12 protein-coding genes and 1 tRNA gene are annotated in these 13,359 nt (G+C 68.7%); 5 read left to right on the top strand and 8 right to left on the bottom strand.

From position 1 onward, the window contains the following. Window positions 1-75 precede the first annotated feature (75 nt). The 3 genes from MRBLMI13_RS16860 to MRBLMI13_RS16850 all read left to right on the top strand — a co-directional run bounded on the left by MRBLMI13_RS16860 (window position 76) and on the right by MRBLMI13_RS16850 (window position 2,428). Window positions 76-1,191 carry an ROK family protein gene (locus tag MRBLMI13_RS16860; protein WP_367824053.1) on the top strand — a complete coding sequence of 372 codons (1,116 nt, stop codon included), beginning with the start codon at window positions 76-78 and terminating at the stop codon, window positions 1,189-1,191. Window positions 1,192-1,372: 181 nt separating this feature from the next. Continuing rightward, entirely contained in the window at window positions 1,373-2,056 is a 684-nt protein-coding gene (locus MRBLMI13_RS16855; RefSeq protein ID WP_367824051.1) for an SGNH/GDSL hydrolase family protein, read from the top strand. A 102-nt stretch (window positions 2,057-2,158) separates the two neighbouring features. Then, window positions 2,159-2,428 (top strand): tyrosine-type recombinase/integrase, encoded by a 270-nt coding sequence (locus tag MRBLMI13_RS16850; protein ID WP_367824049.1) that lies wholly within the window; start codon window positions 2,159-2,161, stop codon window positions 2,426-2,428. A 62-nt stretch (window positions 2,429-2,490) separates the two neighbouring features. Here the strand turns inward: MRBLMI13_RS16850 and MRBLMI13_RS16845 are convergent. After that, a tRNA-Ser gene (locus MRBLMI13_RS16845) sits at window positions 2,491-2,581 on the bottom strand. Between the two features lie 125 nt (window positions 2,582-2,706). On the opposite strand from MRBLMI13_RS16845, the gene MRBLMI13_RS16840 reads away from it, so the two are divergent. Continuing rightward, window positions 2,707-3,483 (top strand): hypothetical protein, encoded by a 777-nt coding sequence (locus tag MRBLMI13_RS16840; RefSeq protein ID WP_042539944.1) that lies wholly within the window; start codon window positions 2,707-2,709, stop codon window positions 3,481-3,483. Window positions 3,484-3,819: 336 nt separating this feature from the next. On the opposite strand, the gene cydC is transcribed toward MRBLMI13_RS16840, so the two are convergent. The 5 genes from cydC to MRBLMI13_RS16815 all read right to left on the bottom strand — a co-directional run bounded on the left by cydC (window position 3,820) and on the right by MRBLMI13_RS16815 (window position 10,500). After that, window positions 3,820-5,487 (bottom strand): thiol reductant ABC exporter subunit CydC, encoded by a 1,668-nt coding sequence (cydC, locus tag MRBLMI13_RS16835; protein WP_367824047.1) that lies wholly within the window; start codon window positions 5,485-5,487, stop codon window positions 3,820-3,822. Further along, a complete protein-coding gene (gene cydD / locus MRBLMI13_RS16830) occupies window positions 5,484-7,151 on the bottom strand; it encodes a thiol reductant ABC exporter subunit CydD (RefSeq protein WP_367824045.1) in 1,668 nt (555 codons plus the stop codon). Before cydD ends, cydC begins: the two co-directional genes overlap by 4 nt. 109 nt (window positions 7,152-7,260) lie before the next feature. After that, window positions 7,261-8,283: a cytochrome d ubiquinol oxidase subunit II gene (cydB, locus tag MRBLMI13_RS16825; RefSeq protein WP_042539938.1), complete on the bottom strand. Its 1,023-nt coding sequence runs from the start codon at window positions 8,281-8,283 to the stop codon at window positions 7,261-7,263. Window positions 8,284-8,297: 14 nt separating this feature from the next. Next, entirely contained in the window at window positions 8,298-9,713 is a 1,416-nt protein-coding gene (locus MRBLMI13_RS16820; RefSeq protein ID WP_367824043.1) for a cytochrome ubiquinol oxidase subunit I, read from the bottom strand. Between the two features lie 109 nt (window positions 9,714-9,822). Next, on the bottom strand, window positions 9,823-10,500 hold the full coding sequence (locus MRBLMI13_RS16815) for a helix-turn-helix transcriptional regulator (RefSeq protein WP_367824041.1): 678 nt from the start codon (window positions 10,498-10,500) through the stop codon (window positions 9,823-9,825). Between the two features lie 100 nt (window positions 10,501-10,600). Here MRBLMI13_RS16815 and radA point away from each other — a divergent pair, with 100 nt between their 5' ends. Continuing rightward, window positions 10,601-11,968, top strand: a complete 1,368-nt coding sequence (radA, locus tag MRBLMI13_RS16810; RefSeq protein ID WP_042539932.1) for a DNA repair protein RadA — start codon at window positions 10,601-10,603, stop codon at window positions 11,966-11,968. A 31-nt stretch (window positions 11,969-11,999) separates the two neighbouring features. Here radA and MRBLMI13_RS16805 read toward each other — a convergent pair whose 3' ends face one another. Continuing rightward, window positions 12,000-12,410 (bottom strand): hypothetical protein, encoded by a 411-nt coding sequence (locus MRBLMI13_RS16805; protein ID WP_042539930.1) that lies wholly within the window; start codon window positions 12,408-12,410, stop codon window positions 12,000-12,002. 279 nt (window positions 12,411-12,689) lie between these two features. After that, on the bottom strand, window positions 12,690-13,355 hold the full coding sequence (locus tag MRBLMI13_RS16800; RefSeq protein ID WP_367824038.1) for a hypothetical protein: 666 nt from the start codon (window positions 13,353-13,355) through the stop codon (window positions 12,690-12,692). Window positions 13,356-13,359 lie beyond the last annotated feature (4 nt).

Genomic DNA, 13,359 nt, shown 5'->3' with positions numbered 1-13,359 from the left:
GACCCGATTTCGACCCCTCGATTCTGGAGAGGAAGCCCGTTTTACTGCCACAATGGAAACAACGAGGAGGTGATCATGCTCACAGAGAGCGAGAACGCGCTCGCCGAAGCGGTCCTGATCCACGGTCCGATCTCGCGCTCGGCCCTGACGAGTCGACTCGGACTCTCGGCAGCGAGCCTGACCCGACTGGCGAAGCCGTTCCTCGACACCGGGCTGCTCATCGAGCTCGACGACGTCGTCGACGGCTCCGTCGGCCGACCGACCAGGCCTCTCGACATCGCCCCCGACCGGGGATTCTTCGTCGGTATGAAGCTGACCGGCGACACCTTGCACGCGGCTCTCACCGACGTCCGCGCCGCTCTCGTCGACTCCTCCACACGCCCCCTCACCGCTTCCGACCCGTCGAGCGTGGTCACGGACATCCGCGCGGCGATCGACGACTTCGACGGCGACATCCGCGGCATCGGCGTGAGCCTCGGCGGCTCCGTCGACGACGGCGTCGTCGAGTTCGCGCCGTTCCTCGACTGGCACGACGTGCCGTTCGCGGCGATGCTCGCCGAAGCGACCGGACTGCCCGTCACCGTCGAGAACGACCTCGTCGCGCTCGCCGAGGCCGAGAGGTGGTTCGGCATGGGCCGCGGCCTGCCCGGATTCTCAGTGATCACCATCGGTGAGGGCATCGGATACGCGGTCGTCGCTCACAACGAGGTCGTGCGCACGCGCGAAGTCGGCGCGGGTCTCGGCGGACACATCCCGCTCGCAGCCAACGGGCCCCTCTGCGACCGAGGACACCGCGGGTGCGCACAGGCGATGCTCACGTCGGGATCGATCACCGCTCAGGTCTCCGGTGCCCTGCGACGCGCGGTCGACTACGAGGAGTTCCTGGCGCTCACCGCAGATGGAGACCCCGCAGCGACTGCGGTGGCGGATGCAGCAGGCGAAGCGCTCGGCCGATTCATCGCCCTCGCAGCGAACCTGACGATGCAGCCCGCCACGGTTCTCGCCGGCGATGGCATCGGTCTGTTCTCGGTCGCTGAACCCGCCATCCGACGCGCGATCGCCGCCGACCGCGACCCGCTCGCGGATCCCATCGAGCTCTATATCGACGAGCCCGGGTTCACCGCCTGGGCGCGCGGAGCCGCCGCGGTGGCGATCCAATCGGCGATCGCGACCCTCTCACTGGCACGCTGACCCGAGATCGCTGCCTCGTCATCGGATCAGCGATGATCATCGCCCGCCGAGGCCGCACTCGACATGCTCGCGGACCGGGCACCGACCCCACGTCCCCGTTGTGCGGCACCTGACCCTCGCATTCGTCGGACTGCCGTGGAGCCGCAGCCATCCGTCGACGCCTCGGCAACGAACAGAGAGTATGCGCCGCTTCCGATCTCTCGCATCCGTCGTCGCCCTCGCCCTGGGCCTCACGGCCTGCAGCGCCGCGCCCCTACCCGACACGTCGGCATCAGCGGGGAACGGCCCGCTCGTGGCGTTCTACGGAGACTCCTACACGCTCGGCACCGGGGCGAGCGATCCGTCGCTCCGCTGGTCGACGATCATCAGCGAGGAGCGCGGGTGGCGGGAGTTCAACCCGAGCGTCAACGGCCTCGGGTTCGTGAACCATCGAGAGAACTTCGGCGAGGACGACCTGCCGGCGCTCGTCATCGCGCAGAAGCCCGACATCGTCTTCGTCACGATGGGCCTGAACGACACCTTCAGCTACGACCGTCGTGCCGACCTCATCCGCGACACGATCAGCGGCGATCTCACCCGCATCCGCGAGGCCCTGCCTTCCGCACGGATCGTCGTCGTCGAGCCGTTCTGGTACACGGAGCAGCGCCCGGCGTCCCTCGAACAGATCATCGTCTGGGTCGAGGATGCCGCGGCCGAGATCGGCGCGGACTGGATCCCCGGCGCGAGCCGCTGGCTCGACGGGCACCACGCGGGGTCGGAAGACAGCTGGATGGCGTCCGACGGACTGCATCCGGCCGACGTCGGCTACGCGCACATGGCCGAGCAGATGGATGCTGCGCTGACACGCCTCGATCCGGCGCTCTGAGAACGGCGCGCGCTCGTCACACGTCGTCGGAGAGCAATCCGCGCACTCGCGGGATCAGCGCGAGGTAGGCGTTCATCTACGAAATCCGAACTCTCGCGACGGATGGTTCGCGGCGTCGGTGAAACGAGCGCAGGCGGAAGATCCAAAGTCCCCCGCGTCAGGCCTCACAGCCTGCGTCACACTGCTGCATCGCTCGCGGTTTCTGCCGGGGCGATCGTAAAAGCCGTGCAACGGATGCTCGGCCACGCGTCCGCGGCCATGACACTCGACACCTACGCCGATCTCCTCGACGACGACCTCAACTCAGTGGCGGTCGCACCCGATCGAGCCCGTTCCAAGTTGAATGTGTCCACGGAAGTGTCCACGCACTGAATCCGGACAACGAGAAAGCCCCGCATTCCCAATGAAACAAAGGGAAGCGGGGCTTTTCTAAATGGCGGTGACGGTGGGATTTGAACCCACGGTAGGGGGTTACCCTACACAACTTTTCGAGAGTTGCACCTTCGGCCGCTCGGACACGTCACCGCGGACTAGCTTACGACAACCCGGGCCACGGCGCGAATCGACGGGGTTTTCCCCGGCCGCGCCTCGGTCGGCCGCCATGTCCCCTGGTTAGGATGGCCTAAGGAATCAGGCACGGAGGGGACGCAATGGGCTTCATCAGGTCAGAGGCGCTGGCAGAGACCGGCTACGTCGTGCTCGACGACCACGACCAGGCATCCGACCCCGCCGAGTGGCTCGATCTCGAGTACATCGGGTGGCGCTCGTCGGGCGTCACGCGCTTCGCCCCGCTCGCGAGCTATGCCGGCGCGATCGAATGCAACGGATTCTGGAACCACACCCCTCCTCGCACCGATAAAGACGGCGTGTGGGTCGAGTCACAGGTCGCGATCGCGCCGACCCTGCAGCGCCGCGCCCTCGAACCCGGTGCCGGAGTCGGCCGCTGCCGCGTCATCGAGCTGCAGCCCAACGAATACGCCGACGCCGTGTACAACCTGCACCAGGACGACAACAACCGCCTCAACGAAGACGGCACCGGCTGGGTCGTGCGCGGCTACTACAACCTCTCCGACGACACCGACTCGCTGCTGCTCCTGCGCTCCGATCGGTTCGACCCGGCGACCGAGATCCGCCTGCCGCTGCGCGAGGGCTCGCGCATCATCGTCGACACGCAGCGCTTCTGGCATGCGGTCTGGCACCGCGGCACGACTCCGCGCTACGCCCTGATCACGTCGTGGACGTCCGGCCCCGAGCTCGATGCCTACATCGAGGCGAACCACGGCGACCCGCACCCCGCGACGGTCGATCTCGACCCGCAGCTCGTCGACGACGCGCAGGTCGAGCTGCACCGCCGCATCGAAGAACGCCGCCGCGTCTTCGAAGCCCAGGGCATCGTGATGGAGCCCCGGGCCGACCTGAGCGTCTGACGGGGACGCTCACCGCGTTTCGTCTCGTCGCTGCGCTCCTCGCTCAACGACCGAGCCGCACCGGCCACCCCCCGGAACCGCCACCCCGGGGACCGTCCACGCGTACCGATCGCAGGACCGAGGCACATCTGCAGGATCGGAACCCCGATCTTGAGAGGGCATCCGTGCCTGCGTCCTGCACACGGACACGAGGTTCGGAGATCGTCACCGCGCCAGCGAGCACACCTTGGGACGCAGAGACCGACACACCGCACGAGACGACGGATGCCACGGCGCCGCGCCCGTCATGCGACGCTGCGCCCGCGGGCCGGCCCCGCGGACACAGTTGACCGCCGGCTACCCCGATACGGTGCGCCCCTCTTCCAACCTGACGACCCGGTCGACGGTTCCGGCCGGAGGGGCGACGTGCGAGATCAGCAGCACCGACTGCTCCCCCGCCGCCTGCAGCAGGTCGCGCAGCAGGGCATCGGATGCGTCGGGATCGACCCCCGCGGTCGGCTCGTCGAGCACGAGCACCGGGAATCCCCGCAGGAGCGCTCGAGCCAGGGCGATGCGCTGCGCCTGACCGCCCGACACGAGGCCGCCCCGGTCGCCGACCCGTGCATCCAGTCCCCCGCGCTCGCGCACCCACGACCCGAGTCCGACACGGTCGAGCACGGCGAGCAGCTCATCATCGGTCGCATCGTCGCGGGCGAACAGCAGATTCTGCCGGATGTCCTCGTCGAACAGCTGCGGACTCTGCTCGCACAGCCCGATCGTGCGGCGGAGCGCGGGACCCGACAGCGCCGCCGCATCCATGCCGCCCACGGAATACTCGCCCTCGACCCGCAGGAATCCGACGAGCGCGGCAGCCAGAGAGCTCTTGCCCGCCCCACTCGGCCCCGACACGAGCACGCGCTCGCCCGAATGCAGATCGAGATCCACTCCACGCAACGCCGGCGCCCCACCAGGCCACCATGCCCGCACGCCCCGCAGCCCTAGCGCCGGGACGCCGACGATCTCGGCATCCTCGCCGTCGTCCGACCGTAGTTCGCCCGGCACCTCGGAGGGCAGCACGTCGACGATGCGCTCGGCGCTCGACCGCACGCTCCGCCAGGATGCCGCCGCGATCGGCACCGCGCCGAAGACCTCGAACACGACCATGGGCACCAGCACAGCGACAGCCAACCAGGGCCCGTCGATCGCACCGGTCTGCAGACCCGGCGCGGCCACCGCCAGTGCCCACACCGATGCAGCACCCGCCACCGCAGACACGATCCCGGCGGCGATCGCCTGCGCGAGCGAGGCGGTGCTCACGGCGCGACGCAGCTCGGCATCCGCCTGTCGCACGCGCTCGCGGGCCTGCGGCTCAGCTCCATAGGCGAGCAGCACGTCGAGCGAGCCGAAGTAGTCGATGAGCGCGGCGGACAGATCTCCGCGGCGACTCGACACGGCTGCCTCGGCGCGGGAGCCGAACAACCAGCCGAGACCGATCGCCGCAGCGGCAGCGATGACCAGACATGCTGCGAGGGTGAGAGCCGCGGGCACCGAGACGAACACGAGGAATCCGACGGCGCCGAGCGCCACGAGCCCCGACACGGCCAGCGGCTGCACCACCCGCAGCGGCAGGTTCTGCAGGTTCTCGACATCGTCGACCAGGGCCGACAGCACCCGGCCGTGGTCGGTGCGCCCGAGCCCCGCCGGCGACAGCGGAGTCAGCCGCCGCACCATGTCGGCGCGGGTCGACGTGAGCTGACGCAGCGCCGCATCGTGTCCGCTCAGACGCTCGAGGTAGCGCGTCACGGCCCGCGACACCGCGAAGAACCGCACGCCCACCACCGCGATCGACAGCGGCACGAGCGAGTCCACGATCGATGCGCTGACGATCAGCCAGCCGCTGACCGCGAGCAGGCTCACCGCGGCACCAGCCGAGAGGAAGCCCCAGATCAGGCCGGGGAGGAAGCGACGAACAGGCGGCTGCGCCAGGCGAAGGATGCCGCGGATGCGAGCGGAGTCGGCGCTCACGGGCTCACCCCCAGCTCCACGACGTGGTCGGAGATGTCTCTCGCCGATCGGCGGTGCGAGACGAGCAGCACCGTCGCGCCGGCATCCGCGCGCGCACGCAGCGACGCCCAGAGCCGCGCTTCGGTCTCAGGATCCAGCGCGCTGGACGGCTCGTCGAGCGCCAGCACCGCGTCGAGGCGACCGGCCTGCCGATACAGCGCCCGTGCGACCGCGACCCGCTGCGCCTGGCCACCCGACAGCCCGCTGCCCTGCACGCCGAGTTCGAACGTCGGATCCAGTTCCTGCGCGCACTCATCGTCGAGTGCCCGGCGGATGCGGTCGGCATCCGGGTCCGCATCGCCCAGCGCCACGTTCGCCGCGATCGTGCCTCGGCTCAGCTGAGGGCGCTGCCCGCTCCACGCCAGCCACTCCGACGGCGCGAGCTCGCGCACATCGACACCGCCGATCGCAGCCGAACCCTCGAACTCGACGGCACCGCGCAGAGCCGCGAGCAGACTCGACTTGCCCGCGCCGCTCGGTCCTTCGATCAGCGTGATGGTTCCAGGAACGGCTGTGAACGAGACCGGCGGCAGATCGCGCACGCGCAGATCCGAGACGACGAGGTCTCGCGCGGTGCCCGTTCGCAATTCAGCATGAACACGGCCGAAACCAGCGCTCAGCTCTTCTTCCGGCACCGTGCCACGGTTCCGTGCTGAATTGTGAACGCCGACGACGCGAGCCTCCGCCGCGTCGAGCACCTCGAACACGTCTTCCGTCGCCGCGACCCCCTCGGACGCGGCATGGAACTGCACGCCGACCTGGCGGATCGGCAGGAAGGCCTCGGGGGCGAGCAGCAGCACGAACAGCCCGACCTCGAGCGACAGGTCGCCGGACAGCAGCCGGAACCCGACGGCCACCGCGATGAGCGCCACGGCGAGTGACGCCAGCAGCTCCATCGCGAAACCGGACAGGAACGAGAACCGCAGCACCTTCATGGTCTCGCGGCGGTACTCGTCGGCCGTGGCCTCGATCTGGGCGGCGGCCCGCCGCTCGCGACCGAACAGGCGCATCGTCGAGAGACCCTGCACCGTGTCGGCGAACCGGGCCGCGAGTCGCTGCAGCGTCTGCCACTGCGTGCGCTGCACCGTGCGGGTCGCGATGCCGATCAGGATCAGGAAGAGCGGGATCAGCGGGAGCGTGATGATCGCGGTGAGTCCGCTCGGCCAGTCCTGCCACCACATGACCGCCACCAGCACCGGCGTCGCGATGACCGTGAGCACCAGCTGCGGGATGTATCGCGCGAAGTACGCGTCGAGTGCCTCGAGCCCATGCCCCGCCGTGACGGCGAGCCCCGCCTGATTGCGCTGCGCGAGCCAGCCGGGCCCGAGACGCCCGACTGCCGCGATCAGCGCAGCCCGCAGCTGCATGCCCGTCTTCGCCGCGGCACGGGTGCCGGCGGCATCCGAGGCGGCGATCAGCACGCCCCGCAGCGCTGCCAAGCCGAGCAGCCACAGGAGAGATGCCGTGACATCGCGCCCCGCGAGCACGCCGGTGACGGCCTGCGTCAGCATCCACGCGAATACCACGGTGACCGCCGTCTGCACGACCCCGATCGCGCCCGACAGCAGCAGGAATCCGCGCGCGGCACTCGCATACCGCAGCAGGCGGATGTCGACCGGCTTCACGAGCGCACCTCCCGCGCCACAGACACGAGCGAAGACACTCCGATCGCAGTTCGTGCCGCGCCCCGAACAGGGATGCGGCACGAACTGCGACCGGAACAGGAGTCAGCTCTCACGCGTGCGCCGGAGCCCCCTCGATCGAGCTGCGGGTGACGCGTTTGCGGAAGATCCAGTAGGTCCACGTCTGGTACGCCAGCACCAGGGGCAGTGCGATCAGGGCGGTCCAGCTCATGATGGTCAGCGTATACGGCGTGCTCGATGCGTTCTCGATCGTGAGGCTGAAGGCCGGGTCGATCGTCGACGGCATGACGTAGGGGAACAGCGCCGCGAACAGCATCACGACAGCGGATGCCACAGTGACAGCGCCCGCCGTGAACGCCCGCCCATCACGTCCGCGCAGCGAGAACAGGACCGAGGCGATGAGCGCCAGCGCTGCAAGGAGCCCGCAGCCGACCACCATGAGCATCAGTGGAGACTGGCGCCCCCAGGCGATGCCGATGGTCCAGATCACGGTTCCCGCGGCGGCGAGCACCGTCGGGCCGGCGGCGAGCTTCACCAGTCGACGAGCATCCGCGTGCACCTGTCCGTCGGTCTTGAGCGAGACGAACAGCACGCCGTGCAGGAAGAACAGCAGCAGCGTCGTGACGCCGACCAGCAGCGCATACGGGTTCAACAGGGCGAAGAAGCCGCCGACGTAGATGTGGTTCTCGTCGATCGCCACCCCCTGCACGATGTTGCCGAAGGCGACGCCCCACAGCAGCGCGGGCACGGCAGAGCCGATCACGATCATCCGGTCGAAGCCGCGCTTCCAGGCCGCGCTCTCGCGCTGGTGCCGGTACTCGAACGACACGCCTCGCAGGATGAGCGCGAGCAGGATCAGCAGCAGCGGCAGGTAGAACCCGCTGAACAGCGTCGCGTACCACTCGGGGAACGACGCGAACAGGCAGGCACCGGCGACGATGACCCAGGTCTCGTTGAGATCCCAGATCGGGCCGATCGTGTTGATCACCTGGCGACGAGAGACGTCGTTCTTGCCGAGGAACGGCAGCGACATGCCCACGCCGAAGTCGAACCCGTCGAGCACGAAGTAGCCGACGAAGAGGAAGGCGACGATCCAGAACCACATGTATTCCATGACTGATCCCTTTCTCAGTACACGACGGACGGCAGCTGGGCCGTCTCCTCGTGGGGCTGCTCTTCGGTGTCCGGGCCCTTCTGGGCCGCGCGGATGATGAGGCGGATCTCGACCACGGCGAGCGCGGCGTAGATCGCGGTGAAGGCGATCAGCGAGATGAGGACCTCGACGCCGCTCACACCCGGCGAGACGCCGTCCTGCGTGGTCATCAGGCCGAACACGATCCAGGGCTGCCTGCCCATCTCGGTGAAGACCCAGCCCATGATGTTGGCGACGAGCGCGAGCGGGAACGACCAGATCGCGAGCTTCCACATCCACGGCGCCGGCGGGTTCTTGGCGCCCTTGCGGGTGACCCAGAGGCCGACCACGGCGACGAGGGCTGCGGCCATGCCGAGGCCGATCATCCAGCGGAACGCCCAGTACGTGACCCACAGGATCGGGGCGAACTCGGTGAGGCCGATGTCGGCGAACGTCGTGGCGTATTCGGCGTTGAGGTCGTTGATGCCGTGCACGCAGGCGTCGAAGGTGTGCGTCGACAGCAGTGACAGCAGGTACGGAACACGGATCGAGAACAGCTCGGAGCTGCCGTCTGGGGTGCCGAGCGTGAACAGGCTGAACGAGGCATCAGGCCCGCAGACCGTGTTGAACGTGGCTTCGGCCGCGGCCATCTTCATCGGCTGCGCGGCGTACATCGCAAGGCCCAGCTGGTCGCCGGTGAGCACGACGCCGGCGGTCGAGACGATCATCGCCCAGAGCCCGAACTTGAGCGAGATGCGCATGGTGTCGAAGTGCTGACCCCGTGCGAGGTGCCAGGCCGAGACCGAGATCACGACGCCGGCGGCGAACATCAGCGCACCGAAGATCGTGTGGGGGAAGGCGGCGAGCGCGACGGGGTTCGTCAGCAGCGCCCAGAAGTCGGTGAGCTCGGCGCGGTTGGTCTCGGGGTTGAAGACGTAGCCGACCGGGTTCTGCATGAACGCGTTCGCCGCGATGATGAAGTACGCCGAGAGGATGCTGCCGATCGAGACGCACCAGATCGTGGCGAGGTGCAGTTTCTGCGGCAGCTTGTCCCAGCCGAAGATCCAGAGGCCGATGAACGTCGCCTCGAAGAAGAACGCGAGCAGGCCTTCGAAGGCCAGCGGAGCGCCGAAGACGTCACCGACGAAGCGGGAGTAGTCCGACCAGTTCATGCCGAACTGGAACTCCTGCACGATGCCGGTTACGACGCCCATGGCGAAGTTGATCAGGAAGATCTTGCCGAAGAACCGTGTGAGGTGCAGGTACTGCACCTTGCCGGTGCGCACCCACGCGGTCTGGAAGATCGCGGCCACGAGCGCCATGCCGATCGTCAGCGGCACGAACAGGTAGTGGTAGACGGTCGTCAGACCGAACTGCCATCGAGACAGGACCAGCGGGTCGAGCCATTCCATGAGCCACTCCTTCTTCCGTGCCCGTGTTCTTCCGTGCCCCGGGTGCCACGCTAACGACGTGCCCGCTGCCCTCGCGGGGCCGCAGACCGTGAATAAGACAGATGCTCGCCTAGGCGGCGGTCATCTCCGTCAGGCGCAGCTGCACCACGCACTCAGCAGGCACAGCGCAGTCCGCCGCGAGGGCGGGGGTGCGCACGGCCTCGGCAGCGAGCGGCCCACCGGCTTCGGTGAGCACCCCCTGCATGAGGCCGAGGTGCACGGAGCACAGCATCGGACGGTCGTCGGCGCGACCCGCGGCGTGCGGGCACGGGCTGAGATCGACGGTGAGCTGCTCGTCATCGACGACGGGCTCGAAGCCGCTCTCCTCCAAGTGTTCGATCAGGGCATCCAATTGATAGGTCGCATCGCGACCCAGAGCGGATGCCGACGCAGGAAGGACTCGGCGCAGCAGATCGCCGCGGACGGCGGCCGCCTTCGCCTTGTTGCGGGCGATGGGGCTGGAGGCATCGGCTGCGCCCGTCACCGCGCTGTAGAGCGTGCGCGGGCGACCGCGGGTGGTGCGATGCTCGCTGGCCTGGATGACGTAGCCACCCTCGATCAGACGCTGCAGGTGCTCGCGCACCGTGTTGGGGTGCAGCCCCGTCGCCTCGCAGAGCTCGCCGATCGTGCGCTCCGCGCGCGTCCGCGTGCCGTCGTCCTGCGCCGAGCCGCCCTCGAACAGCGCGTGCAGGATCCGCACTCGCGAGAAGGTCGAGATCGGCCCGCAGACGGGCCCGCCGTTGGCCATGACTCCAGTATTCCGTGGCCGCTGCGCGACATCGAGGGGTTGGGCCGTGAATAATGCCCGAACCGATAGGGATGTCTGATCCCGGCGATAGCCTGGCTGCATGGCCACCCGAAAACCTGCCCCTCCCGCGTACGTCTGCACCGAATGCGGGTGGACGACGGCCAAGTGGGTGGGTCGGTGCGCCGAGTGCCAGCAGTGGGGCACCGTGCAGGAGCAGGGCGTGCAGACCGGCATCCTGAGCCGCATCACCCCGCTCGCGCCGACGGCGGCGAAGGCCGCCCGCCCGATCACGCAGATCACCACCGAAGACGCCCCGCGCCGCACGAGCGGTGTCGGCGAGTTCGACCGCGTCCTCGGCGGGGGGATCGTGCCCGGTGCGGCGATCCTGCTCAGCGGCGAACCCGGCGTCGGCAAGTCGACGCTGCTGCTCGAGGTCGCTGCGCAGGCGGCTCGCGCGGGGCGTCGCGTGCTCTACGCGAGCGCCGAGGAGTCTCCCGCCCAGGTGCGCCTGCGCGCGGAGCGCACGGGTGCCCTGCACGACGAGCTCTATCTGGCGAGCGAGACCGATCTCGCGACGATCCTCGGCCACATCGACGAAGTGGCACCGCAGCTCGTCATCGTCGACTCGGTGCAGACGGTGTCGTCGTCGCTCATCGACGGCGCAGCGGGCCAGCCGAGTCAGGTGCGCGAGGTGGCGGCGACTCTCATCCGCGTCGCGAAAGACCGCAGCCTGCCCATCATCCTGGTCGGCCATGTCACGAAAGACGGCACCGTCGCCGGCCCCCGAGTGCTCGAGCACCTGGTCGACGTCGTCTGCCACTTCGAGGGCGACCGACAGACCTCACTGCGCTTCATTCGAGCGCTGAAGAACCGCTTCGGGCCCACAGACGAGGTCGGATGCTTCGAGATGACGGGTGCGGGCATCTCCGAGGTGCCCGACCCCTCGGGCCTCTTCCTCTCGCAGGGTGCAACCGAACCGGGCACGTGCGTCGCCATCTCGCTCGAAGGTCGACGGGCGCTGCCCGTCGAGGTGCAGGCGCTCACCATCAACACGACCGCACCCAACCCCCGTCGTGTCGTGCACGGACTCGACTCCTCCCGCGTGGCTATGGTGCTGGCGATCCTCGAACGCCGGGCGGGAATCAAGACCAGCACCCTCGACGTCTACGTCTCCACCGTGGGCGGCGTGCGCTTCACCGAACCGGCCGCCGACCTGGCGATCGCGATCGCCGTGGCGGGGTCCATCCAGCAGATCTCCGTGCCGCGCACGGTCGCCGCCGTCGGGGAGCTCAGCCTCGCGGGCGAGATCCGCCCGGTGACCCAGTCGGCGCAGCGCCGGTCGGAGGCCGCGCGGCTCGGCTACGACCAGGTGGTCGACGATCGCTCGAAGACTCTGCGCGCGGCACTGAACGACGTGCGCGCCCGCAACACCACCCGGCGCAGCGACGCAGACATCCCGCCGTTCTGAGCGCGCGATCCGGCCGCAGCGCCGCCGGGTCTCAGGCGTCGAGCGCCTTGAGCAGCTCGTCGGGCGCGGCCTGCATCGGATGCGGCCCGGCGATGTCGAGGAAGACGGTCGTGATCGGGTGCGCGGCGAGGAACTTGCGCAGCCAGTCCGCGGTGTAGATCCCCACCCCCGGGGGCAGGTTCGCCGGCTTGTTCTTGGCGTCGCTGAACAGCAGCAGCGCCAGATCGCCCGACTTCGGGTCGCGATAGGTCCAGACCTCTCCGCTGTCGAGCGGATTGTCGCGAGCACCGGGCTTCACGAGCGGCACGACCGTGGTGCCGTGGCGCAGAGCCAGAGCGACCGCAGCGATGTCCTGCTTCTCCAGCGCCTGAGCGAGGGCATCCGACCGGAAATCCTCGGGTGCGGGTGCGCTCTTCGCTGATCTCGACTTCTTCGCTGCCATGCATCCAGCATATTGAGCGGAGGGCGATGCGCGTCCCGAAACGGGAGGAGAGATGGAAAGGGGCCCTCTCGAGTCATCCATTGGGGACTGGGGTACTCGAGAGGGCCCTCGGACCCCCGGGCGGCATGTCGAAGCGCTGGGGACGCTGTGCTCGACGCCACTGGGGATGGCATGCGCCGCAAGTCTACGAGGGTCACTTCAATGGTATCCCAAAGGACGACCAGTGTCACCCGAAACTGAGTGCAGGACTGTATTCGAGACGTTTGGCCAGTTTCGGCGTCAATAGAGCAGGATCTGCTTCGTGGTCGTGCCCTTGAAGCCGCCGATCTCGACGGCGACGTGGTACGACGCTCCGCCCCCGGGGGCACGCGGACGATTCTCGTCGGCGCAGGTCTCGACGCTCGAGCGGGTGCGATCCCAGGTGACCGGCACCTTGCTCGTCACGGTCGCGCCGGCCGGAAGCGTGGCGACCATGCTGCTCGGATTCTCCTGGCAGTCGGTCGACGTCCACCAGACGTCGGATCCGCTCGACACCGTGAGTCTCTGGGTCGTCGACCCCACGTCGATCGCACAGTCGGTCGAACCGCGGTTGGTCAGCGAGATCGACAGCTGCGGCATGACCCCGGGGTCGTATGCGTCAGCATCGGTGACAGCAGCCACCTCGACGTCTCTGGCTTCGCACGCGACGATCCCCGGAGTCTCCTCTGCCGACGACTCCGGCGAGGGCGACTCGGCTGCGGGCGACTCGCCCGCGGTGGGATCGGGCGTCGGCGACTCCGGCGCGGACGCCGATGCGCTGGGCGATGGCGTCGCCTCGGCGGCATTCGCCCACGGACGAGCCACGAGCAGCCATACCGCCACGCCGACGACCGCGACCACCAGGATCGCCGCGACGAGGGTCACCAATCTCCGGCGACGATACACGGCGGCGGAGTGACGAGGCATTAGT

The organism is Microbacterium sp. LMI13-1-1.1 (assembly GCF_040815625.1).
GTDB classification, from domain to species: Bacteria; Actinomycetota; Actinomycetes; order Actinomycetales; family Microbacteriaceae; genus Microbacterium; species Microbacterium forte.
Note: the sequence above shows the minus strand (reverse complement) of the source record. Positions and strands in the feature narration are given on the sequence as shown.

Bases quoted from the DNA above. Each gene is read 5' to 3' on its own strand.
- radA (WP_042539932.1), top strand. From the start codon at position 10,601: ATGGCCACCCGAAAACCTGCCCCTCCCGCGTACGTCTGCACCGAATGC.
- MRBLMI13_RS16820 (WP_367824043.1), bottom strand. From the start codon at position 9,713: ATGGAATGGCTCGACCCGCTGGTCCTGTCTCGATGGCAGTTCGGTCTG.
- MRBLMI13_RS16850 (WP_367824049.1), top strand. From the start codon at position 2,159: ATGGTTCGCGGCGTCGGTGAAACGAGCGCAGGCGGAAGATCCAAAGTC.
- MRBLMI13_RS16840 (WP_042539944.1), top strand. From the start codon at position 2,707: ATGGGCTTCATCAGGTCAGAGGCGCTGGCAGAGACCGGCTACGTCGTG.
- MRBLMI13_RS16800 (WP_367824038.1), bottom strand. From the start codon at position 13,355: ATGCCTCGTCACTCCGCCGCCGTGTATCGTCGCCGGAGATTGGTGACC.
- MRBLMI13_RS16855 (WP_367824051.1), top strand. From the start codon at position 1,373: ATGCGCCGCTTCCGATCTCTCGCATCCGTCGTCGCCCTCGCCCTGGGC.
- MRBLMI13_RS16805 (WP_042539930.1), bottom strand. From the start codon at position 12,410: ATGGCAGCGAAGAAGTCGAGATCAGCGAAGAGCGCACCCGCACCCGAG.
- MRBLMI13_RS16815 (WP_367824041.1), bottom strand. From the start codon at position 10,500: ATGGCCAACGGCGGGCCCGTCTGCGGGCCGATCTCGACCTTCTCGCGA.
- MRBLMI13_RS16860 (WP_367824053.1), top strand. From the start codon at position 76: ATGCTCACAGAGAGCGAGAACGCGCTCGCCGAAGCGGTCCTGATCCAC.
- cydB (WP_042539938.1), bottom strand. From the start codon at position 8,283: ATGGAATACATGTGGTTCTGGATCGTCGCCTTCCTCTTCGTCGGCTAC.